Below are 25,647 nucleotides of genomic sequence, written 5' to 3' on the forward strand. Positions count from 1 at the left end.
GGTGCGGACGTTCCGCGTGGTGCGCCGGGTCAGGCGGAGTGACGTGGGGTGACCAGGCCCGACTCGTAGGCCAGCACCACCAGCTGCGCCCGGTCGCGGGCGCCGATCTTCGTCATGATGCGGCTGACGTGGGTGCGGGCCGTCGCCGTCGAAATCACCAGGTGGGCCGCGATTTCGTCGTTCGACATGCCGCCCGCGACCAGGCCCAGCACCTCGCGCTCGCGGTCGGTGATCTCGCGGACGGCGCTCGTGTCGATGCGCCGGTTCTCCGGGCGGCCGACGAACTCCTGGATCAGCCGGCGCGTGACCGTCGGCGCCAGCAGCGCCTCCCCGCTCGCCACGACCCGCAGCGCGCGCAGCAGCTCGACCGGCTCGGTGTCCTTGAGCAGGAACCCGCTCGCGCCCGCGCGCAAGGCCTCGTAGACGTACTCGTCGACGTCGAAAGTGGTCAAGACCAGCACCTTCGTCCCCGCGAGGTCGGGGTTCGCGGTGATCCGGCGGGTGGCTTCGAGGCCGTCGACGCCGGGCATCCGGACGTCCATCACCACGATGTCCGGCTTGTGCTCGACCGCGCCGGCGACCGCCTGCTCGCCGTCGCCGGCCTCGCCGACGACCTCGAAGCCGTCTTCGGTCTCCAGCAGCACGCGGAACCCGGCGCGGACCAGGACCTGGTCGTCGGCCAGCAGGACGCGGATCATGCTTCCCCCTCGATCGGTAGCTCGACGCACACTTCGAAACCGCCGTCGACCGGCCCGGCGGTGCACCGCCCGCCGAGGGCGGCGGCGCGTTCGGACATGCCCCTCAGGCCGTGGCCCGGCGTCGGCTGGGCGGTGCCGCGGCCGTCGTCGCGGACCTTGACCGAGAAGACCCCATTTTGGCGTTCGAACCGGACGTTCACGTGTTTTGGCTGGTCAGCGTGCCGGACGACGTTCGTCAGCGACTCCTGCAGGATCCGGTACGCGGCCGCGTCGACCGGCGCCGGGAGGTCACCGGCCTCGCCGTGCACGTCGACCGTGAGCCCGGCGTCACGCGCGTGGTCCAGCAGCTCGGCGGCCTGCGCGAGGCTCGGCGCGGGCGCCTTGTCCTCGCCCGAGCGCAGCACAGCCAGGGTCGCGCGCAGGTCCTTGAGCGCGGACGCGCTGGCCGCCTTGATGTTCAACAGCGCCTCTTTCGCCTGCTCGGGCCGCCGGTCGGCGACGTGCGCGGCGACGCCCGCCTGCACGTTGATCATGGCGAGGCTGTGCGCGACGACGTCGTGGACCTCGCGGGCGATCCGCAGCCGTTCCTGCTCGGCGAGCCGGTGCCGGTGCTCGTCGGCCTGCTCGCGCCGCGCGGCGAGCGCGTCGAGCTGGTACCGGACGGCGGTCCCGACCCCGATGACGGCGGTCAGCCAGACGACGAGGAACGCGGCCCCCGCTTCCAGCGTGAACGACCTCGTCACGATGACGTGCCAGACGTACGCGGCAGCGAGCGCGCAGCTGCCGGTGATGCCCGCGGTGAGCGGCCCGCGTTGCCGGGTGAGCACGAACAACGCGATGGTCGGTACCAGGATGACCGGCCCGCCGGGCAAGCCCGACGAGTAGTAGCCGAACGCGGAAGCGGCCGTGACCAGGAAGAGCGTCAGCGGGAAGCGGTGGACGAACAGCAGCGTGAGGACGGTCGCCGCGAGCCAGGCGAACCCGGCCGGCGGCAACGGCGACGCCCCGGGCTGCCACCGCGACGACGCACTGGTCGCCCCGATCACGAAGACCAGGACGACGACGGTGCGCGCCAAGCGTCCTGCCCACGGCGGCCTTCTCATGCCGCGAAACTACCGGTCGCGGCGCGGCGGCGCGTCCGTCTCGGAGCGCGCTCCCGGCGTACGTCGTCAGTCGAACATGAGGGGCAGCTTCGCCGCCGTCTCCTCGTCGGCCGGGGTGTAGGTCGACATCGTGATCTCCGAGCGGCGGCCGTAGTAGAGGTACGTGAAGTTGAACCGCAGCAGGCCGACGTCCGGGTGCAGGTAGCGCTTGGTGCGGATGGGCTCGGAGTTGACGTCGTGGTGCGGCCACAGCTCGGCGAACAGCGGCGACTCGGCCTTCAGCCGCTTGACCAGGTTCTTCCACGCCGGCTCGGCGACGTGCTCGGCCATCGCCGCGCGGAAGGACGCGATCACGCGCGGGATGTTCGTGTCCCAGTCGAGCATCCGCTTGCGCCACTCCGGGTTGAGCAAGCACTGGACCAGGGTGTTGCGGTCCTCGAACGGGATCGCGTCGACGTCGCCCATCAGCCAGCTGTAGCCGCGGTTGTAGCCGAGCAGGTCGCAGCGGGCGTTGCGCACCGCGACCGGGTACGGCTCGAGCTTCTTCAGCATCATCTCCAGCTGCGGCGAGACGACCTGGCGGCAGTCCTTGTCGCTCTCCGGCTCGGGCGCGCCGGCCAGCCGGAAGAGGTGCGTGTGCTCGTGCGGGTCGAGGCGCAGCGTGCGCGCGATCGCCTGCAACACCTGCTCGGACGCGTTGATGTCGCGGCCCTGCTCGAGCCACGTGTACCAGGTGACCCCGACGCCGGCGAGCTGTGCGACCTCTTCACGGCGCAGCCCCGGCGTCCGGCGGCGGCCGTGCAGCGGGAGACCGACCTGCTCGGGGGTGATCCGCTCACGCCGGCTGCGCAGGAACCTCGCCAGCTCCTGACGGCGGAATTCGGATTCGACGGCGGTGGTCATGGTGCCAGGATCGCACAAGCCCGAACCTGGTACCAGGTAGTGGTGATACCTGGATAAACAGCAACTGGTACTAGTTTGGCTTCGGGTTGATCGTAGTAGTCATGACCACGACTGAACTCGCGCCGATCACGTCCGGCGCCCCGGCCCGGCCGGGGCTGACCCCCGCCGGCCTGGTCACGGTGCTGCTGGGGGCGGCACTGCCCATCATCGATTTCTTCATCGTCAACGTCGCGCTCCCGACGATCGATGCCGACCTGCACGCGTCCACGGCCACCCTGGAACTGGTGGTGGCGGCGTACGGCATCGCGTACGCGGTCCTGCTGGTGGTCGGCGGCCGCCTCGGCGACTCGTTCGGCCGGCGGCGGCTGTTCTTCGTCGGCCTGTGGCTGTTCACGTTGACGTCCCTGGCCTGCGGAATCGCCCCGACGGCGACCACGCTGGTGATCGCCCGCGCCGCGCAGGGGGCGGCGTCGGCGTTGCTGCTGCCGCAGGTGCTCTCGATCATCCAGGCGACGACGTCCGGCGAAGAGCGTTCGCGAGCCCTGGGGCTCTTCGGTGCGACCGGCGGTTTGTCGACGGTTGTCGGGCAGCTGCTGGGCGGCGCGCTGGTGGCGGCGGACCTGTTCGGCACCGGCTGGCGGCCGATCTTCCTGCTGAACGTGCCGATCGGGCTGGTGGTGCTGCTGCTGGCGCGTCGCCTGCCGGAGAGCCGCGCGCACAACCCGCTGGGCATCGACCGGCTGGGGACGCTGTTGCTGGCGACCACTCTGCTGTCGTTGCTGGTTCCGCTGATGGAGGGCCGCGCGCTGGGCTGGCCGGCGTGGTCGATCGTGCTGCTGGCACTGTCGCCGTTTTCGGCCGCGGCTCTGGTGCACGCCGAACGACGTCTGGAGCGCAGGGGTGGCACGCCGCTGCTGCCGCCGTCGGTGATGCGGCTGCCGAGCGTGCGGCGCGGACTGATGGTGGCGGTGCCGTTCTTCGTCGCGTTCGGCTCGTTCATGTTCGTGTTCGCGATGACGTTGCAGGAGGGTCTGCACTTCGGCCCGCTCGGTGCGGGCGGCGCGCTGACCCCGACGGCGGTCGCGTACTTCACGGTGTCGATGCTGAGCAGCCGCCTGGTGGCGCGCTACGGGCAGAAGGTCGTGCCGGTCGGCGGAGCCATCGTGGTGCTCGGCATGGTGGCGCTGCTGTGCACGACGCTGGCGGCCTGGCCGAACGTGACCATTCTCGACTTGGCCCCGGCGATGGTGGCGATCGGCGTGGGCAACGGCCTGGCGTCGACGACGTTGTTCCGGATCGTGCTGTCCCACGTGCCGACGGACCTGGCCGGCGTGGGTTCCGGGGTGATGACGACGAACCAGCAGACATCGCTGGCGCTGGGAGTGGCGGTGCTGGGGAGCTTGTACGCGGAGCTGTCGGGCTCGCTGGGCAGCCGGGGCGCGTTCGCGTGGGTGATCGGGGTGGTGGCGCTGCTGGGGGTGGTGGTCGCGATCACCGCACGGCGGTTGCCGGACCCCCGGGTGTGACGGTGGCGAGGAAGGCGGACCACGCGGCCGGCGGCACTTCGAGTGCCCCGGCCGCGGGGGCTTTCGAGTCCCGGGTGGCTACGGCTTTGCCGATGAACGCCACCTCCACGCAGTCATCGTTGAGCTTGCGCGAGTCCTCGTGATCCAGGGCGAGATGGTCGAAAGTCAGCCTGGCAGCGCGAACTTCCGCCTCCTTCTCGATCTGAAGCGAGCCGAAACCGTAAGAGAGATAAGCCAAGTCGGGCTCCGCCCGGTCGGGAAAGCGCGCGAGGATGAAGTTGCTGTAGAGGCCATCGTGCGAGCCGACGGCCTGCGGCAGCACTTGGATCTCGACGTTCGGCAGCTCGCCAGCCGCGAACTCACCAGCCCTTTTCCTTGGCGTAGTCCGAGCTGATGATGCCGTAGCGGTCGAGCAACGCCAGGAAGTCGTTGTAGCCCGGGATGAACCCCTGCTCGATCCGGCTCATCTTCGACGTCGAGAACCGCAGCGGGCGGCCCGCGTCCTCTTGGCTCAGCCCGGCCGCCTCGCGTAGCTTGCGCAGGGTGCGGCCGAGCTGGCGTCGCCGGTAGGCCGGGTGTGCCGATGTGGGATTCCCGAGTGCGGGCCGTGTCGCGCTGACTTGCGTCGAGAACCTGCAGGTCATGGACAGGTACGGCTACCCCCACGAGCTCGAGTACCGGCGCGAGGCCGACGGCTCGCGGGTGCACGAATACACCGAACTCGTCGACGACATGGGGTTCGTCCTGGAGCACCGCAGCGAGCGGTACCAGGGCTGGACCGTCCGGTACGGGACCGCCTGCGCGCACGACTACCTGTCCCGCAAGCGCGCCGAGCCGGGGACGTTCGTCGTCAGCGTCTACCGGCTGTTCCCGGGGCGGCGGGACCACGTCGTCACCATCCGGGTGACGTGGCCGCCGAAAAAAGCGAAAGTTCACCCGTCGGAAAAGCCGCGCGCCGGACGACTATGAGGGTGTGACGGAACCTCGGGTACGACCGGACCCGGCCTTCGCGCTGCTCGGCCTCTACGAGACCGCGCTGCCGGAGGTCTACGGGTACCTGCTGTCCCGGTGCGGTGACCGCACGCTCGCCGAGGAGCTGACGTCCGAGACGTTCCTCGGGGCGGTCGCCGCCTGTCGCAAGGAGTACGCACCTCCAGTGAGCACCGGGTGGCTGATCGGCGTCGCCCGGCACAAGCTCGCCGACCACTGGCGGCGCAAAGAACGTGAGGAACGCGGACTGCGGCTGGTGCACGACAGCGAGCCGGACGTCGACGACCCGTGGGACGAGCGGCTCGACGCCCTGCGCGCGAGACAGGTGCTCGAGTCCCTCGGGTCGCACCACCGCGCGGCCTTGACCCTGCGGTACGTCGACGGCCTCGGCGTACCCGAAGTCGCCGGCCACCTGGGGCGCAGCGTGCACGCCACGGAGGCGTTGCTCGTGCGGGCCCGTGCCGCGTTCCGGCGCGCCTACGAGGAGAAGGAGGGTCGCGATGCCTGAGCCTTTCGACGCGCTTCGCCGGCCCTCCGCGCGGGTCGAGCCCGACCCGGACTTCGCCGCCGAACTGCGCGACAACCTGCGTCGCGTCATCTTGAACGGAGCCGATATGACGACCACTACCGAGGCACCGGCCACCAACGCCGAACTGCGCTCGCTGACGCCGTACCTCGCGGTGTCCGACGCGCGGGCCGCGCTCGACTTCTACGTCGAGGTGTTCGGCGCGGTGCGCCGGGGCGAGCCGATCCTGATGGACGACGGCCGCATCGGACACGCCGAACTGGCCATCGGCGACGCGGTGCTGATGCTCGCCGAGGAGTACCCGGAGATCGGGCACGTCGCCCCGCGGGACGGCGGCGCGTCGGTACGGGTGGAGGTGCCGGACGCGGACGTTTCGGTGAACCGCGCCCTGGAGCTGGGCGCGACACTGATCCGCGCGGTGAGCGACTCGCCGTACGGGCGAGGCGGCTCGTTCCGCGACCCGTTCGGCCAGCGCTGGCTGGTTTCGCAGGCCGCGCCCAAGGCCGCCGACTCTGCCTCTGCCTCGCCGAAGCAGGGCGAGGCCATGTACTTCACGTTCCAGGTCCCGGACGACGCACCGGCGAAGACGTTCTACGGCGCGGTCCTGGGCTGGGAGTTCACGCCGGGCTCGCAGGAGACGGCGTGGAACATCCAGGGCCACGGCCTGCAAGGCGGGCTTTGGGGCGGCCCGGGCCGCCAGGTCGGCTGGAAGCTGATGTACGCGGTCGACGACTTGTCCGCGGCGCTCGCGCGGGTGCGGGAGCAGGGCGGCCAGGCGGGCGAGGTGGAGAACCACCCATACGGGCTGACGGCCGACTGCACGGACAACCAGGGCATCGAGTTCTACCTCTGGCAGCAGCCGGCGCAGTGAGGAATCCCATCCGCCGGGCCATGCGTTCGGGCGCACACTCGAAGCATGGCCGGGCAATGGGTGCCGCGTGACCACGACGAGCTGACCGCGGGCTGGCGGTTGTGGCTCGAACTCGGGTCGAGCGCGTGGCCGCGGCCGGGGTGGAACGGCACCCCGGACGAAGCCGTGCGCGGGCTCCGCGAGCTGGTCGGCTCCTGCGATCGGATCCTCACCGAGTACCTGGCCGCAGGTGGATCGGCCGACGCCGAGGTCGCCGGGTTGGTGCGGTCGATGCACCTGGCCGCCAGCTGGATCTGCGAGCTGTGGTCGGACGACACCACACCACTCGACGGCGAGCGGATGGCGTTGCTGCACGGCGACCTCGCCGGCTTCGCCGACCACGCTCTCGGCGTGCGCACATTGCTCGCCGAGGGCGGCGGCTGGTCCTCGTTGCGGCTTTGACATGGCCGGGCAATGGGTGCCGCGTGACCACGACGAGCTGACCGCGGGCTGGCGGTTGTGGCTCGAACTCGGGTCGAGCGCGTGGCCCCGCCCCGGCTGGGACGGCACTCCCGCCGAGGCGGTGCGGGGGCTGCGGGAGCTGATGGGCGCGTGTGACGAGATCCTCGCCGGTTACCTGGCCGCCGGGGGTTCGCAGGGCGCCGAGGTCGCCGCGCTGCTGCGGTCGATGTACCTCGCCGCGAGCTGGACGTGGAAGCTGTGGCAGGGCGACTTCCTGCCGCTCGACGACGAACGGGCCGAGATGCTGCACCGGGATCTCGCCGGGTTCGCCGATCACGCTCAAGGCGTACGTACCTTGCTCGCCGAGGGTGGGGGTTGGGCCTCGCTCGCCCTCTAACGGCCGGCTGCGTAGCCCTGCATTCCTCGGGCGTTCGCCGCCGCGCGCACCAAGCCGTTCGAGCGGGACACCGCCGACAACCGGCCCAGGGCCCAGTCGCCCGCGTCGATCAGCGAGTGGCCTCGCTCTCGCAGCGCGTCCAATGTGGACTCACCCAGCCGGGACTCCACCACCAGCTCGCGCGGGTTCCACGAGCGCGGGTAGAAGGAACTCGGGAACGCCGTCGTGTGCCAGGCCGGTGAGTCGATCGACTCCTGGAGGTTCAGGTCGCCGTACACGTGGGCCAGCCAGAAGCACAGCTGCCACTGGTCCTGCTGGTCGCCGCCCGGGGTGCCGAACGCCAGCGTCGGGACTCCGTCGCGCAGGGCCAGCGACGGCGACAGCGTGATGCGGGGGCGCTTGCGCGGCGCCAGGGAGTTCGGCAGTCCCTCCTCCAGCCAGAACATCTGGCCGCGCGAATCCAGGCAGAAGCCCAGCGACGGGATCGTCGGGCTCGACTGCAGCCAGCCACCCGACGGCGTCAGCGACACCAAGTTGCCCGCCGCGTCGACGACGTCCAGGTGGACCGTGTCGCCGCGCGTCTGACCCTGGGGACCCACCGTCGGCTCGCCTGTCGCGCCGCCCTCCGCCTGAACTCCCTGCAGCGAGTCCAGGATCGCCGGGAGACGCGCCGGGCCGCGGGCGTCGCCTGGCCGCAGCGATGGAGACGCCGTGTCGTCGATCAGCGCGCGGCGGGAGTCCGTGTAAGACGCCGACAGCAGCACGTCCAGCGGCACGTCCGTGTCGCCGTACCAGGCCTCACGGTCCGCGAAGGCCAGCTTCGCCGCTTCGGTCGCCAGGTGCACCGTGCGTTCCGACGGAATTCCGTCCACATAGGACAGCTCGTCGCGGAAGCCGTGCAGCAGCAGCGCCTGCTGCAGCAGCGCCGGGCCCTGCGTCCAGCCGCCCATCTTGACCAGGCGCCAGTCGTCGACGTCGACGAACGCCGGTTCCTCGTACGTCGCCGACCAGGACGCCAGGTCGTCTCCGGTCAGCAGGCCCGCGTGGTCGCGGCCGGAGTCGTCGCGGAACGCCTGGCGGCTGAACTTCTCGATCTCTTCGGCGACGAACCCCTGTGACCAGGCCCGACGTCCTGCGTCGAGCTGCGCTTCCCGTCCCGAAACTGACTCCGCTTCGCGCAGCAGGCGCTCCCACGTGTCCGCCAGGACCGGGTTCCGGTGCAGGCCGGACGCCGGCTTGCCGTCCGGCATCCACAGGGCCGCCGACGTCGGCCAGTGCTCGGTGAACAACCCGGACACCGCGCTGATCGTGTCGCCGACCCGCGACACCAGCGGGACGCCGTTGCGCGCGTAGCCGATCGCGTACGACAGCACCGAGCGCAGCGGCTTCGTCCCGTAGTCGCGCAGCAGCAGGAGCCACGCGTCCCACGCGCCGGGGACGGTCGCCGGGAGCAGGCCGCTGCCCGGGATCAGCTCGAGCCCCAGCGACGCGAAGTGCGCGACGGTGGCCCCCGCGGGCGACGGGCCTTGGCCGGCCAGCGCCCGCGGGGTCGGGTCGTCCGCCGTCACGAAGAGGCCGGGTACCTGGCCCGCCGGCCCGCACAGGTGCGGCTCGGCGACCTGCAGGACGAACCCGGCGGCGACCGCCGCGTCGAACGCGTTGCCGCCGTCCTCCAGCACCGCCATCCCGGTGGCCGAGGCCAGCCAGTGCGTCGATGCCACCATCCCGAAGGTGCCGGCGAGCTCCGGCCTCGTCGTGAACATGCCCCCGATAGTACGCAAAGCTAAGGAACTACCAAGCCGACGGCCGCCGCCGGTCCGGCTCGTACGGCTGCGTGATGATCTCCATCCCGTTGCCGCCGGGATCGAAGAAGTAGACGCCCCGGCCGCCGTGGTTGTGGTTGATTTCGCCGGCTTGCTGCATCCGCGGGTCGGCGAAATAGGTCACGCCCGATTCGACGAGCCGCGCGAAGACGGCGTCGAAGTCGTCTTCGGGGACCAGGAAGCAGTAGTGCTGCAGGCGAAGGTCCGCTTCGGGGACGCTCGCGAAGTCCAGCCGGACGCCGTTGCGCGTCTCGACGGGGATGAACGGACCCCATTCTTCCCCGACCTCGAGGCCGAGCAGGGTCGCCAGGAATTCGGCGGATTCCCGGTTGTTCCGGGACGGGACGATCAGGTGGTTGAGTTCGACGGATACGGATACTGGCACGATTTCGGATCGTAGCCAGCGCTACCCGGTCAAGACACCTTGATTTTCGCCGCCGCCCGCGGCCGCCCGACGCCCTGCCAGGACAGGCCCGCGTCGACGATCACCCGCGGGTCGAGCAGGTTCCGCGTGTCGACGACGTCGATGCCCTCCATCAGCTCGGCCATCGCGGCCCAGTCGAGGTGCTTGAACTCGGCCCACTCGGTCAGCACGACGACGGCGTCCGCGTCCTTGGCGACCTGGTAGGCGTCGTCGACGACGGTCATCCCGGCGATCTCGCCGTCGACGGCCGGGTCGTAGGCGACCAGGTCGGCGCCCAGCGCGCACAGCACCGAGGCCACGGCGAGGGCGGGCGAGTCGCGCAGGTCGTTCGTGCCCGCCTTGAAGGCCAGGCCCAGCACGCCGATCCGCGCGCCGGCCAGCGTGCCGCCGACCGCGCCGGCGATCTTCGCGACGATCCGGTCGCGCTGGGCGATGTTCTCGTCGATCGCCGAGGTCAGCATCTTGAAGTCGTAGTTGACTGACTCGGCCACCTTGACCAGCGCGCTCGTGTCCTTCGGCAGGCACGAACCGCCCCAGCCGGGGCCGGGCTTGAGGAACGTCCGGCCGATCCGGCGGTCGTAGCCCATGCCCTCGGTGACGAGGTTGATGTCGGCACCGAGCCGTTCGCACAGCTCGGCGATCGAGTTGACGTAGGACAGCTTCAGTGCGAGGTAGCAGTTCGCGGCGTACTTGACCAGCTCGGCGCTGGCCGCGTCGGCGACGACGACCGGCGCGTCGAGCTCGGCGTACAGCTCGCCGACCCAGTGCGCGGCCGCGAAGTCGTCCGAGCCGACGACGATCCGGTCCGGGCCCAGGAAGTCGGCGACCGCGGTGCCCTCGCGGAGGAACTCGGGGTTCGACACCACCGGCACGTCGGCCCGGCCGAGCATCGCCTGGATCCGCTTCGACGTGCCGACCGGCACGGTCGACTTGGTGACCAGGGCACAGCCGGCGGGCAGGACGTCCCCGATCTCGGCGGCCACGGCCTCGACCGCGCGCAGGTCCGCCGAGCCACCGGCACCCATCGGCGTCGGGACGCAGAGGAACACCGCCTGGGCGTCGCGGACCGCGTCCCGCGCGCCGACGACGAACTGGAGGCGGCCGGCCGCGAGCCCGCGGGTGACCAGGTCGGACAGCCCCGGTTCGAGGATGTCCACGCGCCCGGCGGCGAGGCGCGACACCTTCGCGCGGTCGACGTCCACGCAGGTGACGGAATGCCCGAGACTGGCCAGGCAGGCCCCCGTGGTCAAGCCGACGTAACCGGTCCCTACCACCACGATCCGAGCTGGCGTCATGGTGCTGAAGGTGACAGCCGGAGTTGACCACGACGCTAACGGAACCGGTCGTACCCGAAAGCGGTGAGCGAAGACACGAATCGCCGGTGCGAACGAGCGTTAACCTGGGTCCGGAGTCAGAGCAGCGAAGGGAACCGCACAGATGCAGATCACCGACACCGCGGCGCTCGTCACCGGGGGCGCGTCCGGCCTCGGCGGGGCGACGGCGAAGGCCCTCGCGGCCAAGGGCGCGCGGGTGTTCGCGCTCGACCTGGCGCCGTCCATCGAGAAGGCCGAGCAGGTCGACGGCATCACCTACGTCGAGGCCGACGTCACCGACGTCGAGCAGGTCGAGGCCGCCGTGGCGACCGCGGCCGGCTCCGGGGTGCCGCTGCGGACTGTGGTGAACTGCGCCGGCATCGGGCCGTCCGCGCGGATCCTGTCCAAGAAGGGCCGCCACGACCTCGCGCTGTACGCGAAGGTCATCCAGATCAACCTGGTCGGGACGTTCAACGTGCTGACCGTCGCGTCCGAAGCGATCGCGAAGACCGAGCCGCTCGCGGACGACGCTCGCGGCGTCATCATCAACACCGCGTCCATCGCCGCGTTCGACGGCCAGATCGGGCAGGTCGCCTACTCGTCGTCCAAGGGCGGCGTCGTCGGCATGACGCTCCCGGCGGCCCGCGACCTGGCCTCGCACGGCATCCGCGTGCTGACCATCGCGCCGGGCATCGTCGACACCCCGATGCTGGCCACGGTCAGCGAGGAGTTCCGCGCGACGCTCGCCGCCGGCATCCCGTTCCCGAAGCGCCTCGCGCGGCCGGACGAGTACGCGCAGCTCGCGCTGTCGCTCATCGACCACGACTACCTGAACGGCGAGGTCGTCCGCATGGACGGCTCGCTCCGGATGGCCCCTCGCTGACGCCGGAGGGCGGCACTTCCCCCAGGGAAGTGCCGCCCTGGCGGGTCAGCGGGTCAGGCGGACCTCCAGGCCGATGCCGTCGGTCGTCACCGAGCAGCCGCCGAAAGCGCTTTCGGCGGCCAACGCCTCGAACTGCTCCCGGGTGAACGCCCGGCGCCGCAGCCACCCCAGCGTCTGCCGGACGGTGAAGCCGGCGACCGCGCCGACGTTCATCCCCGCGACCTCGCGCCCGATGTCCGCGGCGGTGGCCTCGTGGTTCAGGTCGTGGATCACCGCGAACCCGCCCGGGCGCAGCACCCGGTGCATCTCGTCCAGCGCCGCGACCGGCTGCCGGAAGTTCTTGAACGCGGCCTGGCAGACGAGGAAGTCGAACGACTCCGCGTCGAACGGCGCGTGCGTGATGTCGCCCTGCCGGAAGTCGATCTCCAGGCCCGCGCCGTTTTCCCGGGCGATCTCGACCATCGTGTGGCTGATGTCCAGCCCGGTGACGCGGAAGCCGCGCTTCGCCAGCTCGACGGCGAAGAAGCCCGGCCCGGGAGCCACCTCCAGGACCTCGGCGCCGTCCGGCCACCCCGCCGTGAGCGCGGCCGCTTGACGCCGGCACTGCGCGAGCTGGGCCTCCGTGCCGCGGTTCTTGGCGTACCAGCGGGCCTGGAAGCCCTCCATCTCGGGAACCTTGTGCTTGCGGGTGGTCTCCATGGGTCTCTCCTCTTCGGGTGAACCGAACCGGAGAGCCGCCCGGTTATCCTCGTGGTGCCACCTCGGGGCCGGGCGTGCTCGGTTCGGGGTCGAGGACCCCGGGCGGTGTGCCAGCACCTCCCGGGGTCCGTGCTATTTCTCCACGAACTCCCCCAGGTCGTCGGGGAATTCGCCAGTCTCGTACCAGCGGCGCCAGGCATCGACGCCCGGCACGGTGCCGCTGGTCAGTTCTTCGAGGAAGCCGCGCACCCAGCGCGCCTCCGCCTCCGTCATCGCGAGGTCGTATTCGACCTCGACGAGGAAGACCCGCGGCAGCACCGCGCGCAGCTGCTCGAGGCTCGCGCGCTGCTCCGCGGCGCGTTCTTCGAGGTCCTGGGCTCGTTGCCGCAGCAGGCTCACCGTCTGGTCCGGGCCCAGCACGCCCATCAGCGACAGTCCGGCCTTGAAGCGCGGCGGCTCACGGTCGAGCGTGCCGACGAGCTCGCCGACCCAGTCCTCCATCTCCGCGTGCCCGGCGGGCGTGATCCGGTAGACGGTCCGCTCGGGCCGTCCGCCGTCACGCACGCTTTCGACCGCCTCCAGGAACCCGTGCTTCTCGAGGTTCGCGACGACCGTGTAGAGCGAACCCCACTTGATCGGCAGATCCGCGTCCTTGCCGCGCTGCTTGAGCACCGCGGCCATCTCGTACGGGTGCATGGGCCGCTCGACCACGGCGGACAGCACGGCCAGACCCAGCAGGTTGCCGACCTTCCGCCGCTTCATCCCGAACTCCTCGTTCACGAGTACTCGCAGACGAGTATACGCAAGACGTGCCAGCAGGCAAGTGTCTTAGTCGATGAACTACTCAGAGATCGAACATGTACGGCACTTCGGCCTGCGCCCGGGCGTCGATCCACTCACGCAGCGCGCGGGTCGCCAGGACGTCGTCCTCGTTGTAGCGCAGCAGCCGCTCGCGCTGGGTGGCGTCCGGGGTCTCGCCGTCCATGCCGACCGCGTCGCGGTACCAGCGCATCGATGCCTCGCCGCCCGCCTCCGGGTCGCGCCACGAGAAGCCCGCCACCGGGGCGATCACCTTCAGGCCCTTGCCCTGGGAGCACAGGAACTGGTCGGTGACGCTGCGGAAGAGGTCGACCCACTCGTCGGAGTCCACAAAGGACTGGATTTCCTTCTTCGCGGGGATGCCCGGGTGGTCGCCGAAGCGCTCGACCGAGCCGAAGAGCCAGCGGTTCTCGGCGAGCGCGTTGTAGCAGTACGCGCGGAAGGTCAGCCCGGCCGCTTCGGTTCGCTCGCGGACGTCGGTGAGCCACGCCCAGAACTCGGCGAAGGACCGCGCCTCGTCGTCGGTCGGCAGCGGGTCCCACGTCGCGAAGGCGCGGTACCCCGGCGCGACACCGATGTCGGCGCCCGTGAGCAGGCAGCCCCAGAGGTACGCGCCGGCGTCGCCGAAGCTCTCCATGTCGACGTCGACCTCGACGTCGGCGCGCGGGACCTCGACGCGGTCGACGCGGCGCACCAGCGTCAGGTCGGCCAGCCAGGCGCGCGCGAGGACGACCGCGTCCGGGAACGTCACGCCCGTCCAGTTCACCGCCGGCGGCTCGCCCGTTGGATCGAGCGCGGCCAGCTTGTCCACAGTGGACACACCGGCGCGGCGCAGCTCCACCGCGTCCTCGCCGCGGACGACGAGGCTGACGTCGCGGGTCTCGGTGAGCACCACCTCGCACGTCGGCCACCACGGGCAGCGGCGGCACTCCAGCACGCGCGACGGCTCGGCCAGCGGCTCCTCGCCGTTCGCGGCCGCCGTCGCGATGGCGAGCCGGTCGGCGAACCGGACCTGGTACTCGGTCAGCGCGCTGCGCCCGCCCGGCCAGGTGCCCGCGGTGAGGTCGTGCCAGACGACGACGTCGGCGTCGAGGCCGATGACGCCGCCGAGGGCGAGGCTCTCGTCGGCCTGCCCGAGCGTCTGCAGCATGCGGCGGGTGTGCACGAGCCGGAGCTGGTCGCGCGGCTGCGAGCGGACCTTGCGGGCGTCGTCGGCCTTGCGGTGCGCCGGGTCGAGGTCGGTCAGCTCGGTGACGACGGCCCCGGCACCGCGGTCGGAGATCCGGTGGCGCACGACGAGCACCGGGACGTACCCGCGGCCGGTGCGCACGAGCAGGTCGACGCCGCCGCGCCGGTGCCCGGCCGCGTCGACCGGGAACAGCGCGCCCCAGATGTACTGCGCCTCGGCGGCGAAGGCCTGCTCGGTCAGCTCGACGCGTTCGTGGGCGGGCAGGTCGCGGTCGATCTTCACCCAGTGGCCGGGGTTGGCCGCCATCAGCCTGCTGACGATGTCCTCGCGGTGGGCGGTGGCGTCGGCGATCCGCTGCTGCGCGGTGGGGTCCGGCGGGGAAAGCGGTACCTCGCGCATCGTCGGGTCGTGCTCGAGGTGCACGCGACGACGGCAGCGGCTGACCGCGCCCGCGTCGAGTACCACCTCACCCTGCATGGAGATCACTCTAGATTCCCACCGCCGAGCCGACATGCCCGCCACCCTGGCTACCAGTAAGTTCGACGTCGACACGTCGCAGGAGGTGCCATGGCGCGCAAGGCCAAGGTCGAGGGTGAAGCCAGGTTCACCCCCAAGAAGGCGAAGAACGCGATCGCGGTGGCGAAGGTGCTCGGGCCGGCCGTGATCCCGGTGGTCGCGCCGTTCGCGGTGCGCGCGGCTGGCGCCGCGCGGGACGCGTACGACCGCTACCAGGCGCGCAAGCTGGGGGTCTCGGTCGACCGGCTGGGCGAGTACACCGGCCGCGGCGCGGCCCTGCACGCCCGGATCGCGGGGCTCGCCGACGGCTGCCGCGACCTGCAGAAGTCGGAGAAGGCGTCGAAGGCGGACCAGGAGTTCGTGACGGACTCGCTGAGCACGCTGGAGCAGCTGTCGGCGTCGGTGCGCGCGGCGGAGCGGATGCCGGCGGCGCGGCGCAAGGCCGTGCACCGCGCGGTGGCCGGCGAACTGGAGCGGCTGGAAGGCCAGCTGCTGCACCGGCTCGGGATCTGACGGCACCGGCCGGCACCGCGAAACTGTCGGTGCCGGCCGGTAGCGTAGAGAACGGGGGGCGCCCCCGCGGGCTACTTCACGAAGCCCTTCTTGACCATCCAGTCGTGGGCGACCTTGCCCGCGTCCTGGCCGTCGACGTCGACCTGCTTGCACAGCTCGACCATCTGCTGGTTGTCGAGGGCCGCGGCGATCTTCTCCAGCGGCCCGCGGACGTCCGGGTGCTGCTTCAGCCACTCCGTACGCAGCGTCGGGACCGCGTTGTACTGCGGGAACGCCTTCTTGTCGTCCTCGAGCACCCGCAGGTTCAGCCCGGAGATCCGGCCGTCGGTGGTGAACACCTCGCCGACCGGGCAGGTGCCGCCGGCCACCGCCGAGTAGATCGTGCCGATGCCGAAGTTCTCGATCTTCGGGTTCTGGAAGCCGTAGGCCTTGACCGCGGCCGGGAAGCCGTCCTGCCGGCTGGTGAACTCCGTCTCCAGGCAGAACACGTTCTGGTCCGGCTTCTGCTTGAGGAACGCCGCCAGGTCCGACGTCGTCTTCAGGTTGTTCTTCGCGCCGTACTCCTCGGTCACGGCGAACGCGTACTGGTCGTTCAGCGGCGAGTAGTTCAGCCACGTGACGCCGAACTTCTCCTCGTCCGCCTTGGCCGTCGCCTCGTACTGGGCCTTCTCGCCGCCGGGTACCGGGAGCTCGTTGCCCTGGTAGTTGATCCAGCCCGTACCCGTGTACTCCCACGTGACGTCGGTCTGGCCGGACAGCAGCGCCTGCCGCGACGAGTTGGACCCCTTGATGTCCGACAGGTCGACGACGTCCGCGCCCGCCGCGGACAGCGCCATCTCGGACATGTAGGCCAGGATGATGTTCTCGGTGAAGTCCTTCGACCCCACCGTGATCTTCAGGCCCTGCAGCGACGGGATCGGCTGGATCGTGCCCGGCTGGATGTCGTAGGGCACCGCCTGGTTGACCGTCAGGCCGCACGCCGACAGCGTCGTGCCCAGCACCGCCACCCCGAGGGCGGCAGTCAGTCGCCGGAGTTTCATCGCAGCCCCTTCGGTCCGAAGTACTGTTCGGCGACCGCGCCCAGCCAGTCCACCAGCAGCGCCAGCGCGACGGCCAGCACCGAGCCGGTCACCAGCACCGAGGTCAGGTTCAGCTTGTAGCCGGTGTCGATCAGCAGCCCGAACCCGCCGGCGTTGACGAACATGCCGAACGTCGCCGTGCCGACCGCCAGGACGAGCGACGTGCGCAGGCCGGCCAGGATCAGCGGGACGGCGAGCGGCAGCTCGACCCGCCACAGCACCGCGGACGCCGACATCCCGATGCCGCGGCCCGCGTCGATCAGGGCCGGGTCGACCTGCTGGATGCCGACCATCGTGTTCCGCAGCACCGGCAGCAGCGAGTAGAAGGCCAGCGGCAGCGCCGCCACCCACAGCCCGCCGACCGCGCCGGTGACGATGAACCACAGCACCAGCACGCCGAGCGCGGGCGCGGCCTGGCCGATGTTGGCGATCGCCAGGAAGACCGGCGCGAGGAAGCGCGCCCACGGCCGCGTCACGATCACGCCGAGCGGCACCGCGACCAGCACGACGATCGCCGTCACCACGAGCGTCATCAGCACGTGGTCCCACAGCGCGGTCAGCAGCGACGACGCGTTGAGCGTCTCCTTCTCCGTCGCGTTCAGCCCGCTGGAGAACACCCAGATCAGCGTCACCGCGACGATCACCAGCACCACGATGGGCTGGGCGAACAGCCGGACGCGTTCCGCGCGTTTGGAGCCGGACTCGGTGCTGAAACCGGTATCGACGGCAGCCGTCATGCGGACACCTCTTCGCCGTTCGTGTGCTCCTCGCGCAGCTGCTGGATGGTCGCGATCACGGTGTCCAGCTGGATGGTGCCCGCGTACTCGCCGCGCGCGCCGGTCACCGGCACCGAGCCGCCCTCGGCGAGCATCGCCTCGAGCGCGTCCTGCAGCGTCGACTGCAGGCTGACGATGTCCCGCAGCGGCTTGCCCGCGGTGGCCAGCGACGCCCCGGGCGTCAGGTCGCGGACGTGCACCCAGCGCGTCGGGCGGCGGCGCGCGTCCAGGACCAACGCGAAGTGCTTGCGCTGGTCTTCGAGCTTCTTGCGGATCTCGGCCGGGTCGTCGTCGACCGTCGCGGTCAGCGCGTCCTGCGCCAGCTCGACGTCCCGGACCCGCAGCAGCGTCAGCTGCTTCAGCGACGCGCCCGCGCCGACGAAGCCGGCCACCGTGTCGTTGGCCGGGTTGGCCAGGATCGCCTCGGGCGTGTCGTACTGCATGATCGACGACTGGTTGCCGAGCACCGCGATCTTGTCGCCGAGCTTCACGGCCTCGTCGAAGTCGTGCGTGACGAACACGATCGTCTTCTTCAGCTCGCCCTGCAGGCGCAGCAGCTCGTCCTGCAGGTTGCCGCGGGTGATCGGGTCGACCGCGCCGAACGGCTCGTCCATCAGCAGCACCGGCGGGTCCGCGGCGAGCGCCCGCGCGACGCCGACGCGCTGCTGCTGCCCGCCGGAGAGCTGGCGCGGGAAGCGGTCGCGGAAGTCGGCCGGGTCGAGCCCGACCAGATCCATCATCTCCTCGACCCGGTCGTTGACCTTCTTCTTGTCCCAGCCGAGCAGGCCGGGCACGACCGCGATGTTCTGCGCCACGGTGAAGTGCGGGAACAGCCCGGCCTGCTGGATGGCGTAGCCGGTCCGGCGGCGCAGCGTGTCGACGTCGAGCTTGAGCGCGTCCTCGCCGCCGATGGTGATCTTGCCGGACGTCGGCTGGACCAGCCGGTTGATCATCCGCATGGTCGTGGTCTTGCCGCAGCCGGACGGGCCGACGAAGACGACGATCTTGCCCGCGGGCACGACCATGGAGAAGTCGTCGACCGCTGCTTCGCGGGTGCCGGGGTACCGCTTGGTCACGTGCTCCAGCTCGATCTCGACGCCGGAGACTTCCTCGTTCTCAGCCACGGACACCCCTAGAAATGGTGAAGCGCTTGATCAGGACGTAGACGCCGTCGAGCAGCAGGGCGAGGATGACGACCCCGACCGTGCCGGTGACGGCTTGGTTCAGGGAGTTCGTGCTCCCCGCGTTCGTGAGCCCGGAAAAAACCTCGGCGCCGAAGCCGGGGCCCTTCGCGTAGGCGGCGATCACCGCGATGCCCATCAGCATCTGCGTGGCCACGCGCATGCCGGTGAGGATCGCGGGCCACGCCAGCCGCAGCTCGACCCGGGTCAGCACGCCGAAGCGGCTCATCCCGATACCGCGCGCGGCGTCGGTGATGGCCGGGTCGACGCCGTCGAGCCCGACGATCGTGTTCCGGACGATCGGCAGCAGGCCGTACAGCACCAGCGCGATCACGGCCGTCGTCGGACCGAGCCCCGAAATCGGGATCAGCAGGCCCAGGAGGGCGAACGACGGGACCGTCAAGATCGTGCTCGCCAGCGCCGTGGCCACCGCCGAGCCGACCGGGCTGCGGTAGACCGCGACCCCGATCAGCACGCCGAGGACCGCGGCGAGGATCGTGCACTGCACCACCATGCTGGTGTGCAGGTAGGCCTCCAGCCAGAGCTTGCTCGCCCGGTCGGAGATGTAGTCGAAGAGGTTCATCCGTGTTCGCTCTCCCGCCCGTTGTGCCGGCCTTCACCCAAACGGGCTAGTTCCTGACCGACGGCTCAGTACCCACCGCGGGGCCGGGCCAAACCCCCCGTTTCGGCCAGCCGGTTCCGCCCACCTTGGCCCGCACCGCCGTGATCGGCAACAAATGACCTGAACCACGGCGTGACGCGAAACGTGAACTTCATGTGTGCTCACTTCCCGGGATCACACGCTCACGCGGAGGAAGGTCCCTTAGGCTGCTCCTCATGAGCGTTCCGGCACGGCGTCCCGCCGTGCTCGGTGCTACCCGGGGCGCGTTGCTCGCCGTGTCCGCCGCGGCGCTGTCCGTGACCGCGCACCGGCTCGCCGACGGCGGCCTGCCCGACCCGGCGATGACCGTGCTGCTCAGCGGTCTGTTCGGCTGGACCGCGACCGCGCTGGCCCGCAAGGCGCGCGGCGCGGTCGCCACGATCACGCTCCTCGGCGCCGCCCAGCTCGTGATGCACCTGCTGCTCACCACGCTCGCCGGCCACCACGACATGTACGCGATGCCCGGCAGCACCGGGCTCGGCATGGTGGCCGCGCACTCGGCCGCCACCCTCGTCACCGCGCTCCTGCTCGCCCGCGCGGACGCGACGCTGCTGACGGTCCTGGCCGTGCTGCGCGCGATCCTGCCGCGGCTGCTCACGCCGCTGCCGGTGCCGGCCGCGGCCCCCGCGCTCGTCCCCGCCCGCACCGCGGCGCCGGGGCACCTCGTCGGCGTCGACCTGCGCCGGATCCGCGGGCGGCGCGGCCCGCCCGTCCACTCCTGAACCCAGCTTCATCCCCTTACAGCGGACCCCCGAGTCCGCTGCCTTTCCTTGAGTTCATCAGGAGTGAACCCATGTCCCAGCACGTCTTCAAGCGCGCCGGTTTCCTCGCCGCCACCGTCGGTGTCGCCGGTCTCCTCGGCGCCGGCGTCGCCTCGGCGCACGTCACCGCCAACGTCTACGGCTCGCAGCCGACGAAGGGCGGTTACGCCGCGATCGTCTTCCGCGTGCCGAGCGAGGAGCCGAACACCGCCACCACCAAGGTCGCCGTCGACTTCAAGGCCGACTACGGCATCGGCAGCGTGCGGACCAAGCCGCTGCCCGGCTGGACCGCCGAGGTGACCAAGTCCAAGCTGCCCACCCCGATCACCAAGGACAACGGCACGCAGATCACCGAAGCCGTCACCGCGGTGACGTGGACCGCGCAGCCGGGCAACGAACTGAAGGCCACCGACTACCAGGAGTTCTCGGTCTCCTTCGGCCCGCTGCCGACCAACGTGGACGAGGTCGAGTTCCCGGCGCACCAGACCTACAGCGACGGCAAGGTCGTCGACTGGAACCAGCCGACCCCGGCCGGTGGCGAGGAGCCGGAGCACCCGGCGCCGACCGTCAAGCTGGCCGCCAAGGCCGAAGGCGACGGCGACCACGCCGCGATGGGCGCGAACACCGCGTCCACCACCGGGGAGCACACTGAAGCCGCGGCGGCGACGTCGGACAGCACGGCCCGCTGGCTCGGCGGGGCCGGCCTGCTCGTCGGCGCCATCGGCCTCGGCGTCGGGGCCGGCGCGACCATCCGGGCCCGCAAGGCCACGGCCAAGTCGGGAGGCAACAGCTAAATGCGCGGTGTGCTCGTCGCGCTGGCGTTGACGGTGGTGGCCGTGCTCGGCACGGCCACCCCGGCGCTGGCGCACAACGTGCTGATCTCCTCGGACCCGGCGAACGGCTCGTCCGTCCCCGCCGGCCCGCAGAAGATCAGCCTGACGTTCGACCAGTACGTGCAGGGCGCGGACGTCAACCAGATCGCGGTGACCGGTCCCGGCGGCGGCCAGTGGGCCGAGGGCCCGATCACCGTGGTGAACAACGTCATCAGCGCGCCGCTGCGGCCGCTCGGCCCGGCGGGCAAGTACACCGTCGCCTACCGGGTGCTGTCCGCGGACGGCCACCCGGTGACCGGTGAGCTCTCCTTCACCCTGACCGCGGCGGGGACCGGCACGCCGGCGACCGTCGACGCGGCGAAGTCGCCGGGCAGCTCGTCGCAGGCGGCACCGCAGTCCGGCTCGACCGGGGTGCCGATCTGGGTCTGGATCGCCGGCGCCGTCGTGCTGCTGGCGATCGGGCTGACCGTGGCCCTGCGCTCGGGCCGGTCGGTGGAAGAGAAGAACTGATGACCCAGGCCGAGACCACCGCCAAACCCCGCTATTCGACGCTGCTCTGCGTCGTGACGGCGGGCTTGCTCGGCGCCCTGATCGGCGTCGCGCTCATGTCCACCACCCCGGTCCCCGGTGTCGTGGAGCCGAGCGCGGTGGTCTCGGCCGGCATCCCGGTCGTGCGGGTCCTGCTCGACCTCGCCGCGGTCACGACCATCGGCCTCGCGCTGCTGTCGGTGCTCGTCGGCTACGACCGGCCGAAGCTGACCGAGCCGGTCCTGCGGCTGGCCCGCCCGGCCGGCGTCGCGGCCGCGCTGGTCTGGGCGACGGCCGCGGTCGTCGCGCTGATCCTGCAGACCGCGGAGTACAAGCCCGGCTCGACGACGCTCACCGCCGGGGACATCGGCAAGTACATCGCCGACGTCGGCGCGGGCAAGGCGCTCGTCATCGTCGCCGTGCTCGCGCTCGGGCACGCCGGGATCGGCGCGCTGGCGCTGCGCTTCGGCGAGAAGGTGCCCGCCGAGGTCCGCGTCGGGCTCGGCCTGTTCGCGCTGCTGCCGCTGCCGGTCACCGGGCACGCGTCGAACTGGAACTACCACGACTACACGATGATCTCGATGGAGCTGCACGTCATGAGCGCGGTCGCCTGGACGGGCGGCCTCGGCGCGATGACCGTGCTCCTCGTCGCGAACCGGACGCTGCTGGCGCACGCGCTACCCCGGTTCTCGAAGCTGGCGACGCTCTGCCTGATCCTCTCCGCGGCGACCGGGCTGTTCAACGGGCTCGTCGAGATCTCGCTCAACCCGACCATCGGCTTCTGGGCGGCGATCTTCACGACGCCGTACGGGCAGCTGTTCGTCCTGAAGTTCCTCTGCACCGGCGTCATCGCGCTGCTCGGCGCGTACACCCGCTTCCGGCTGATGCCGCAGATCGTCCGGCACAACCGGACGGCGCTCGCCGCGTGGGCGACGCTCGAGCTGACCGTGATGGGTTTGGCCTTCGGTTTCGCGGTGGTGCTGACGCGGGCGCCGGTCGTCGCGTCCTGAAAGCCCTTCCCCGCTGGTAGAACCCGGTGTCAGGTCACGCCGAGTAGCTGCAACTTGCGCATTGGGATGACGGGTAGACCATTGGAGGCGACCGGTCGGGCCGAACTTTCTACCCAGAGCTGACCGCATTTCGCAAGCGACGAACGGTCATCTGCAGTCGGCGAATGCACGTGCAATCTGTGGCCCCGGTCACATGAAGTGACAGACGCGGCTCAGCGGTAACGCGTCCAGCGTGCGTCCGTCCGGCCGCTGCGGAGGTCGTCCAGACGGCGGAACAGCTCGGGCCGCACCTGGGGACGGCTGCGCAGGATCGGCAGCACGCTCGTCGTCAGCTTCAGCTCGCGGATCCCCCGGAGCACGGCGAACCCGGACCACGACGTCACGTCGAAGCCGTAGGCCGCGGCGAACGTCCGGTAGTGCACCGGCGGGTCACCGAACCGCTCGCGGCCGACCGCCAGCGGCGTCAGGTCCCACTCCGGCGGCCCTACGCACGACGAATCGAAGTCGCAGAGCACCGGCCCGTCGGGGCCAGGGATGACATTGCCGGGGTACGCGTCGCCGTGGACCAAGCCCCTGGGCAGCGGAAACTCCAGCTCGGCCAGCGCGGCTTCGAGCTCGGCGCAGCGGTCGAGCAGGAACGCGCGATCGGCGGCGCCGAGCTCCTCGGCGTCGGACACCCGGGCCCGCACCGCGGCGAACGGCGCCCACTCGGCGAGGCCGTCGGGGGCCGGCAGCGCGTGCACCTGGCGCAGCAGCCGGGCCAGGTCGGCCGACGTCGCGGGGCGCCCGATGCTCGGCACCTGGTGCCACACGGTCACGAGGTGCCCGTCGACCGCCATCGGCTGCTCGACGGTGTCGAGCAGCCGGATCGCGGGGACGCCGTGGCGTTCGAAGTGCCGGGCCACCCGGACGACCGTGCCGACGCGGTGCCGCAGCTGGGTCGAGCCGACGATCCGGATCACGAACGGCGCCGTGACCAGCGCGTACACGGCGTTGTTGGTGAACCGCAGGAGCCGCGCGCCGGCCGGGTCGAGACCCAGCTGCGCGCAGGTCGCGGCGAGCACGCCACGCAGCTTGCCGGAGGTGAACCGGCCGTCCAAGACGGTCTCGGCCCCTTCGGCGTCAGGCGGCGTAGAAAGCGTTGAGGCGGTCGGCGAGGTCACGCGCGTCGGCGTTGTTGCGGCGGCGCTCGGCCTCGTCCTGCAGGGGCCGCATGCGGTCCTTGACCCGCTCGGACTTGATGCCCTCGGCGCAGTCGATGGCCTTGCCGCCGACCTTCGCGCCGTGGTCGAGGTCGCCGTCGAGCAGGTGGTTGGTGGCCAGCGCGCTGAGCATGAAGGTCTTGGAGCGGGCCATCTCGTCGTCGTAGGACTCGACGGCCCTGGTCAGCGCCGGGATGGCGTACTTCGTGTGCTCGGCGTTCTGCTGCGCGAGGACCGTGTGGACGGTGCCCACCATGGCGTAGACGTCGGTCTCGGTGAAGAACTTCACCCAGGACTCGGCCTCGGCCAGGTTGGCGCGCTCGAACTCGTCCTTGCTCCGGCCGAGCAGCTTCACCGCCTGCTCTTCGTTGCCCATCATCGCGTAGGCCCAGGCCTCGTTCGCGCAGAGCACGGAGACCGCCAGTTCGGAACCGCTTTCCTGAGCCGCGATCTGGCCCAGCTGGAACAGCTTCAGCGCGTCGTTCGGGGCGTCCTGGTGCAGGTAGACGCGGCCCATCCGGTAGAGGACGTTGGCGACGAGCGGGTGGTTCTCGCCCTGCTTGGCCAGGTCCAGCGCGTTCGCGAAGTGGCCGCGGGCGGAGTCCATCAGGCCGGTGTCGAAGGACGTCCAGCCGGCCAGCGAGTGCAGGTCGGCGAGCGCCACGTACAGGCGGTTCTTGACGATGTCGGTGCCGTGCGCCTCGAGCATCTGCTGTCCCCAGGACAGCTGCGCCACGACGGCGTCGCGGCAGAACCCGCCGCCGTACTGGTAGTCCAGGGCGCGGAGCGCGCGCGTCGCGGCCTCCACCTGGCGCACGTCGGTCATGCCGATGCGCCCGGGCGCCGGCGTCCGCGCCGGTCCCGCCGACCACGTGCCCGATTCCGGACCGAACACCGCCGCACCCATCGTGACCTGGGCGGCGTGCGCGAGGAACCTCCGTCGCTTCACGGACTCGTCCTCCTCAGCCTGCTGGCCGTCGGCGGAGCCGACGACGCGTATCGCCGTGGCCTCGTCGTAGGCGAGGCCCATGTATCCACGTGGGACACCCAGGCCGTCGGCGATCCGCGTGAGGACGTCGTAGGCCATGACCTGGCGACCCTTGAGGATCTCCGACACCTCGGACTGGGACTGGCCGGTCATCGCGGCGATCTGGCGCTGCGAGACACCGTGCTTGCGCAAGAGGCGGTAGACGGCGCTGATCTCGCGGGACGCGAGAGCCGCTCTCATCTCCGGCTGCTCCCACGCGTCAGCGGGAACTGCGTGGCTCTGCCGGGCGTCGGCACTGCCACCGTTACTGGCGTCCATCGCGCCCCCTCCACTGTCCGGTCGGGCGTCTGTGAAACAGCGTAGGCAAACCTGCGGAACCGTGTGAACAGCCGAACTGGTGCCCTGATCGGTCCGGGCGAAGTCCGTTGACCGCTTACCGTGGAACCCGGTCCGGTCACCGCTATGACGCCATTTCGACCTTCTATCGCACCCGGTTTCACCTCACTGTAGTTGTCAGATCTCCGTCACCGCCCGGACACCGGCAGCGATCACGGAGAGCTACGAAAACCGCAGTGTTGTGACAAAGAGATGTTGCAGAAGGCATCTTCGGAGCCCGACGGATCCGAAGACGGACGACAGAGCGGAGAAGGGCGTGGAGTTCGTGGACTCGTTCGCAGGGGGACATGCCGGTACGGCGACCCGCGCCGTGCGGCCGGCGGTCTCTCCGATCTCCGCTGTCCGACCGGTCACCCCCGCCGCGGCGGTGGACCCCCGCACCGCGAGCGTCCGCCACTACGAAGGCGGTCAGCTGGTGTGGCGCGTGCAGTGCGGCGACCTCATCAGCCGCGAGCGCGCGGTGACGGTGTTCGTCGAGGACAACCAGGTGGTACTGGTCTCGCCCCCCGGTGAGACCGCGCGGTTGACGTCCGGCCAGCTCGGACAGCTGCGCGCCGCGCTCAACGAAGCCGCCAAGATGGCGGAAAGGTAACGGTGA

The 25,647-nt window shown here is 70.9% G+C and carries 30 protein-coding genes; 13 read left to right on the plus strand and 17 right to left on the minus strand.

What is annotated here, in order from left to right:
* Window positions 1-29: 29 nt before the first annotated feature.
* The 3 genes from ACIRSS_RS33150 to ACIRSS_RS33160 all read right to left on the minus strand — a co-directional run bounded on the left by ACIRSS_RS33150 (window position 30) and on the right by ACIRSS_RS33160 (window position 2,704).
* Window positions 30-698 carry a response regulator transcription factor gene (locus ACIRSS_RS33150; protein ID WP_364463889.1) on the minus strand — a complete coding sequence of 223 codons (669 nt, stop codon included), beginning with the start codon at window positions 696-698 and terminating at the stop codon, window positions 30-32.
* Window positions 695-1,801, minus strand: a complete 1,107-nt coding sequence (locus ACIRSS_RS33155) for a sensor histidine kinase (protein ID WP_400901715.1) — start codon at window positions 1,799-1,801, stop codon at window positions 695-697. Before ACIRSS_RS33155 ends, ACIRSS_RS33150 begins: the two co-directional genes overlap by 4 nt.
* A 66-nt stretch (window positions 1,802-1,867) precedes the next feature.
* On the minus strand, window positions 1,868-2,704 hold the full coding sequence (locus ACIRSS_RS33160) for a helix-turn-helix transcriptional regulator (RefSeq protein WP_400901717.1): 837 nt from the start codon (window positions 2,702-2,704) through the stop codon (window positions 1,868-1,870).
* Window positions 2,705-2,805: 101 nt separating this feature from the next.
* On the opposite strand from ACIRSS_RS33160, the gene ACIRSS_RS33165 reads away from it, so the two are divergent.
* Window positions 2,806-4,230 carry an MFS transporter gene (locus tag ACIRSS_RS33165; protein ID WP_400901719.1) on the plus strand — a complete coding sequence of 475 codons (1,425 nt, stop codon included), beginning with the start codon at window positions 2,806-2,808 and terminating at the stop codon, window positions 4,228-4,230.
* Here the strand turns inward: ACIRSS_RS33165 and ACIRSS_RS33170 are convergent.
* Entirely contained in the window at window positions 4,196-4,552 is a 357-nt protein-coding gene (locus ACIRSS_RS33170; RefSeq protein ID WP_400901721.1) for a Scr1 family TA system antitoxin-like transcriptional regulator, read from the minus strand. The genes ACIRSS_RS33165 and ACIRSS_RS33170 overlap by 35 nt on opposite strands.
* Window positions 4,553-4,589: 37 nt before the next feature.
* Window positions 4,590-4,874 carry a helix-turn-helix domain-containing protein gene (locus ACIRSS_RS33175; protein ID WP_400901723.1) on the minus strand — a complete coding sequence of 95 codons (285 nt, stop codon included), beginning with the start codon at window positions 4,872-4,874 and terminating at the stop codon, window positions 4,590-4,592.
* On the opposite strand from ACIRSS_RS33175, the gene ACIRSS_RS33180 reads away from it, so the two are divergent.
* Genes ACIRSS_RS33180 through ACIRSS_RS33200 form a run of 5 tightly spaced genes read left to right on the plus strand, consistent with a single transcriptional unit; the run spans window position 4,873 to window position 7,455 of the window.
* The gene (locus ACIRSS_RS33180; RefSeq protein WP_400901725.1) at window positions 4,873-5,199 is read left to right on the plus strand and encodes a hypothetical protein; all 327 of its coding nucleotides are present in this window, start codon (window positions 4,873-4,875) and stop codon (window positions 5,197-5,199) included. The two genes, ACIRSS_RS33175 and ACIRSS_RS33180, sit on opposite strands and share 2 nt — an antisense overlap.
* A 4-nt stretch (window positions 5,200-5,203) precedes the next feature.
* Window positions 5,204-5,728, plus strand: coding sequence for an RNA polymerase sigma factor (locus tag ACIRSS_RS33185; protein WP_086675029.1), 525 nt, complete (start codon window positions 5,204-5,206; stop codon window positions 5,726-5,728).
* The gene (locus ACIRSS_RS33190) at window positions 5,721-6,617 is read left to right on the plus strand and encodes a VOC family protein (protein ID WP_400901727.1); all 897 of its coding nucleotides are present in this window, start codon (window positions 5,721-5,723) and stop codon (window positions 6,615-6,617) included. The genes ACIRSS_RS33185 and ACIRSS_RS33190 overlap by 8 nt, the downstream gene beginning before the upstream one ends.
* A gap of 45 nt (window positions 6,618-6,662) precedes the next feature.
* A complete protein-coding gene (locus tag ACIRSS_RS33195) occupies window positions 6,663-7,058 on the plus strand; it encodes a hypothetical protein (protein ID WP_400901729.1) in 396 nt (131 codons plus the stop codon).
* Between the two features lies 1 nt (window position 7,059).
* Entirely contained in the window at window positions 7,060-7,455 is a 396-nt protein-coding gene (locus tag ACIRSS_RS33200; RefSeq protein ID WP_400901731.1) for a hypothetical protein, read from the plus strand.
* Here ACIRSS_RS33200 and ACIRSS_RS33205 read toward each other — a convergent pair.
* Genes ACIRSS_RS33205 through ACIRSS_RS33215 form a run of 3 tightly spaced genes read right to left on the minus strand, consistent with a single transcriptional unit; the run spans window position 7,452 to window position 10,997 of the window.
* A complete protein-coding gene (locus ACIRSS_RS33205) occupies window positions 7,452-9,218 on the minus strand; it encodes a gamma-glutamyltransferase family protein (protein ID WP_400901733.1) in 1,767 nt (588 codons plus the stop codon). The two genes, ACIRSS_RS33200 and ACIRSS_RS33205, sit on opposite strands and share 4 nt — an antisense overlap.
* Window positions 9,219-9,246: 28 nt before the next feature.
* Complete coding sequence (locus ACIRSS_RS33210) at window positions 9,247-9,663, minus strand: VOC family protein (RefSeq protein WP_400901735.1); 417 nt, start codon at window positions 9,661-9,663, stop codon at window positions 9,247-9,249.
* A gap of 29 nt (window positions 9,664-9,692) precedes the next feature.
* Complete coding sequence (locus ACIRSS_RS33215) at window positions 9,693-10,997, minus strand: UDP-glucose dehydrogenase family protein (protein ID WP_400901737.1); 1,305 nt, start codon at window positions 10,995-10,997, stop codon at window positions 9,693-9,695.
* A gap of 142 nt (window positions 10,998-11,139) precedes the next feature.
* Between ACIRSS_RS33215 and ACIRSS_RS33220 the strand changes: the two genes are divergently transcribed.
* Entirely contained in the window at window positions 11,140-11,898 is a 759-nt protein-coding gene (locus ACIRSS_RS33220) for an SDR family NAD(P)-dependent oxidoreductase (RefSeq protein ID WP_400901739.1), read from the plus strand.
* 45 nt (window positions 11,899-11,943) lie between these two features.
* On the opposite strand, the gene ACIRSS_RS33225 is transcribed toward ACIRSS_RS33220, so the two are convergent.
* The 3 genes from ACIRSS_RS33225 to ACIRSS_RS33235 form a co-directional block, all read right to left on the minus strand.
* A complete protein-coding gene (locus tag ACIRSS_RS33225) occupies window positions 11,944-12,597 on the minus strand; it encodes a class I SAM-dependent methyltransferase (RefSeq protein ID WP_400901741.1) in 654 nt (217 codons plus the stop codon).
* 132 nt (window positions 12,598-12,729) lie between these two features.
* The gene (locus tag ACIRSS_RS33230) at window positions 12,730-13,359 is read right to left on the minus strand and encodes a helix-turn-helix transcriptional regulator (RefSeq protein ID WP_400901743.1); all 630 of its coding nucleotides are present in this window, start codon (window positions 13,357-13,359) and stop codon (window positions 12,730-12,732) included.
* Between the two features lie 82 nt (window positions 13,360-13,441).
* The gene (locus tag ACIRSS_RS33235) at window positions 13,442-15,082 is read right to left on the minus strand and encodes a TM0106 family RecB-like putative nuclease (RefSeq protein WP_400901745.1); all 1,641 of its coding nucleotides are present in this window, start codon (window positions 15,080-15,082) and stop codon (window positions 13,442-13,444) included.
* Between the two features lie 90 nt (window positions 15,083-15,172).
* Between ACIRSS_RS33235 and ACIRSS_RS33240 the strand changes: the two genes are divergently transcribed.
* Window positions 15,173-15,634, plus strand: coding sequence for a DUF6474 family protein (locus ACIRSS_RS33240; protein WP_400901747.1), 462 nt, complete (start codon window positions 15,173-15,175; stop codon window positions 15,632-15,634).
* Window positions 15,635-15,705: 71 nt separating this feature from the next.
* Here the strand turns inward: ACIRSS_RS33240 and ACIRSS_RS33245 are convergent, their stop codons facing one another.
* From ACIRSS_RS33245 to ACIRSS_RS33260, 4 genes are read right to left on the minus strand one after another with little or no spacing between them, the layout of a single operon-like run.
* Entirely contained in the window at window positions 15,706-16,674 is a 969-nt protein-coding gene (locus ACIRSS_RS33245) for a glycine betaine ABC transporter substrate-binding protein (RefSeq protein ID WP_400901749.1), read from the minus strand.
* A complete protein-coding gene (locus tag ACIRSS_RS33250; protein WP_400901751.1) occupies window positions 16,671-17,450 on the minus strand; it encodes an ABC transporter permease in 780 nt (259 codons plus the stop codon). The genes ACIRSS_RS33245 and ACIRSS_RS33250 overlap by 4 nt, the downstream gene beginning before the upstream one ends.
* The gene (locus ACIRSS_RS33255; protein WP_400901752.1) at window positions 17,447-18,613 is read right to left on the minus strand and encodes an ATP-binding cassette domain-containing protein; all 1,167 of its coding nucleotides are present in this window, start codon (window positions 18,611-18,613) and stop codon (window positions 17,447-17,449) included. The genes ACIRSS_RS33250 and ACIRSS_RS33255 overlap by 4 nt, the downstream gene beginning before the upstream one ends.
* Complete coding sequence (locus tag ACIRSS_RS33260) at window positions 18,606-19,253, minus strand: ABC transporter permease (protein ID WP_400901753.1); 648 nt, start codon at window positions 19,251-19,253, stop codon at window positions 18,606-18,608. The genes ACIRSS_RS33255 and ACIRSS_RS33260 overlap by 8 nt, the downstream gene beginning before the upstream one ends.
* Before the next feature lie 305 nt (window positions 19,254-19,558).
* Between ACIRSS_RS33260 and ACIRSS_RS33265 the strand changes: the two genes are divergently transcribed.
* The 4 genes from ACIRSS_RS33265 (at window position 19,559) to ACIRSS_RS33280 (ending at window position 22,463) form a co-directional block, all read left to right on the plus strand.
* Window positions 19,559-20,053 carry a hypothetical protein gene (locus ACIRSS_RS33265; protein ID WP_400901973.1) on the plus strand — a complete coding sequence of 165 codons (495 nt, stop codon included), beginning with the start codon at window positions 19,559-19,561 and terminating at the stop codon, window positions 20,051-20,053.
* A gap of 71 nt (window positions 20,054-20,124) precedes the next feature.
* Window positions 20,125-20,886 (plus strand): YcnI family protein, encoded by a 762-nt coding sequence (locus ACIRSS_RS33270; protein ID WP_400901755.1) that lies wholly within the window; start codon window positions 20,125-20,127, stop codon window positions 20,884-20,886.
* Entirely contained in the window at window positions 20,887-21,435 is a 549-nt protein-coding gene (locus tag ACIRSS_RS33275) for a copper resistance protein CopC (protein WP_400901757.1), read from the plus strand.
* Entirely contained in the window at window positions 21,435-22,463 is a 1,029-nt protein-coding gene (locus ACIRSS_RS33280; RefSeq protein WP_400901759.1) for a copper resistance D family protein, read from the plus strand. Before ACIRSS_RS33275 ends, ACIRSS_RS33280 begins: the two co-directional genes overlap by 1 nt.
* 212 nt (window positions 22,464-22,675) lie before the next feature.
* Here the strand turns inward: ACIRSS_RS33280 and ACIRSS_RS33285 are convergent, their stop codons facing one another.
* Window positions 22,676-23,563 carry a phosphotransferase gene (locus ACIRSS_RS33285; protein ID WP_400901761.1) on the minus strand — a complete coding sequence of 296 codons (888 nt, stop codon included), beginning with the start codon at window positions 23,561-23,563 and terminating at the stop codon, window positions 22,676-22,678.
* 22 nt (window positions 23,564-23,585) lie between these two features.
* Window positions 23,586-24,971 carry a tetratricopeptide repeat protein gene (locus ACIRSS_RS33290; RefSeq protein WP_400901763.1) on the minus strand — a complete coding sequence of 462 codons (1,386 nt, stop codon included), beginning with the start codon at window positions 24,969-24,971 and terminating at the stop codon, window positions 23,586-23,588.
* A 334-nt stretch (window positions 24,972-25,305) separates the two neighbouring features.
* On the opposite strand from ACIRSS_RS33290, the gene ACIRSS_RS33295 reads away from it, so the two are divergent.
* Window positions 25,306-25,641, plus strand: coding sequence for a hypothetical protein (locus ACIRSS_RS33295; protein ID WP_086675046.1), 336 nt, complete (start codon window positions 25,306-25,308; stop codon window positions 25,639-25,641).
* Window positions 25,642-25,647 lie beyond the last annotated feature (6 nt).

It is taken from the genome of Amycolatopsis sp. NPDC101161, assembly GCF_044768185.1.
GTDB lineage: Bacteria > Actinomycetota > Actinomycetes > Mycobacteriales > Pseudonocardiaceae > Amycolatopsis.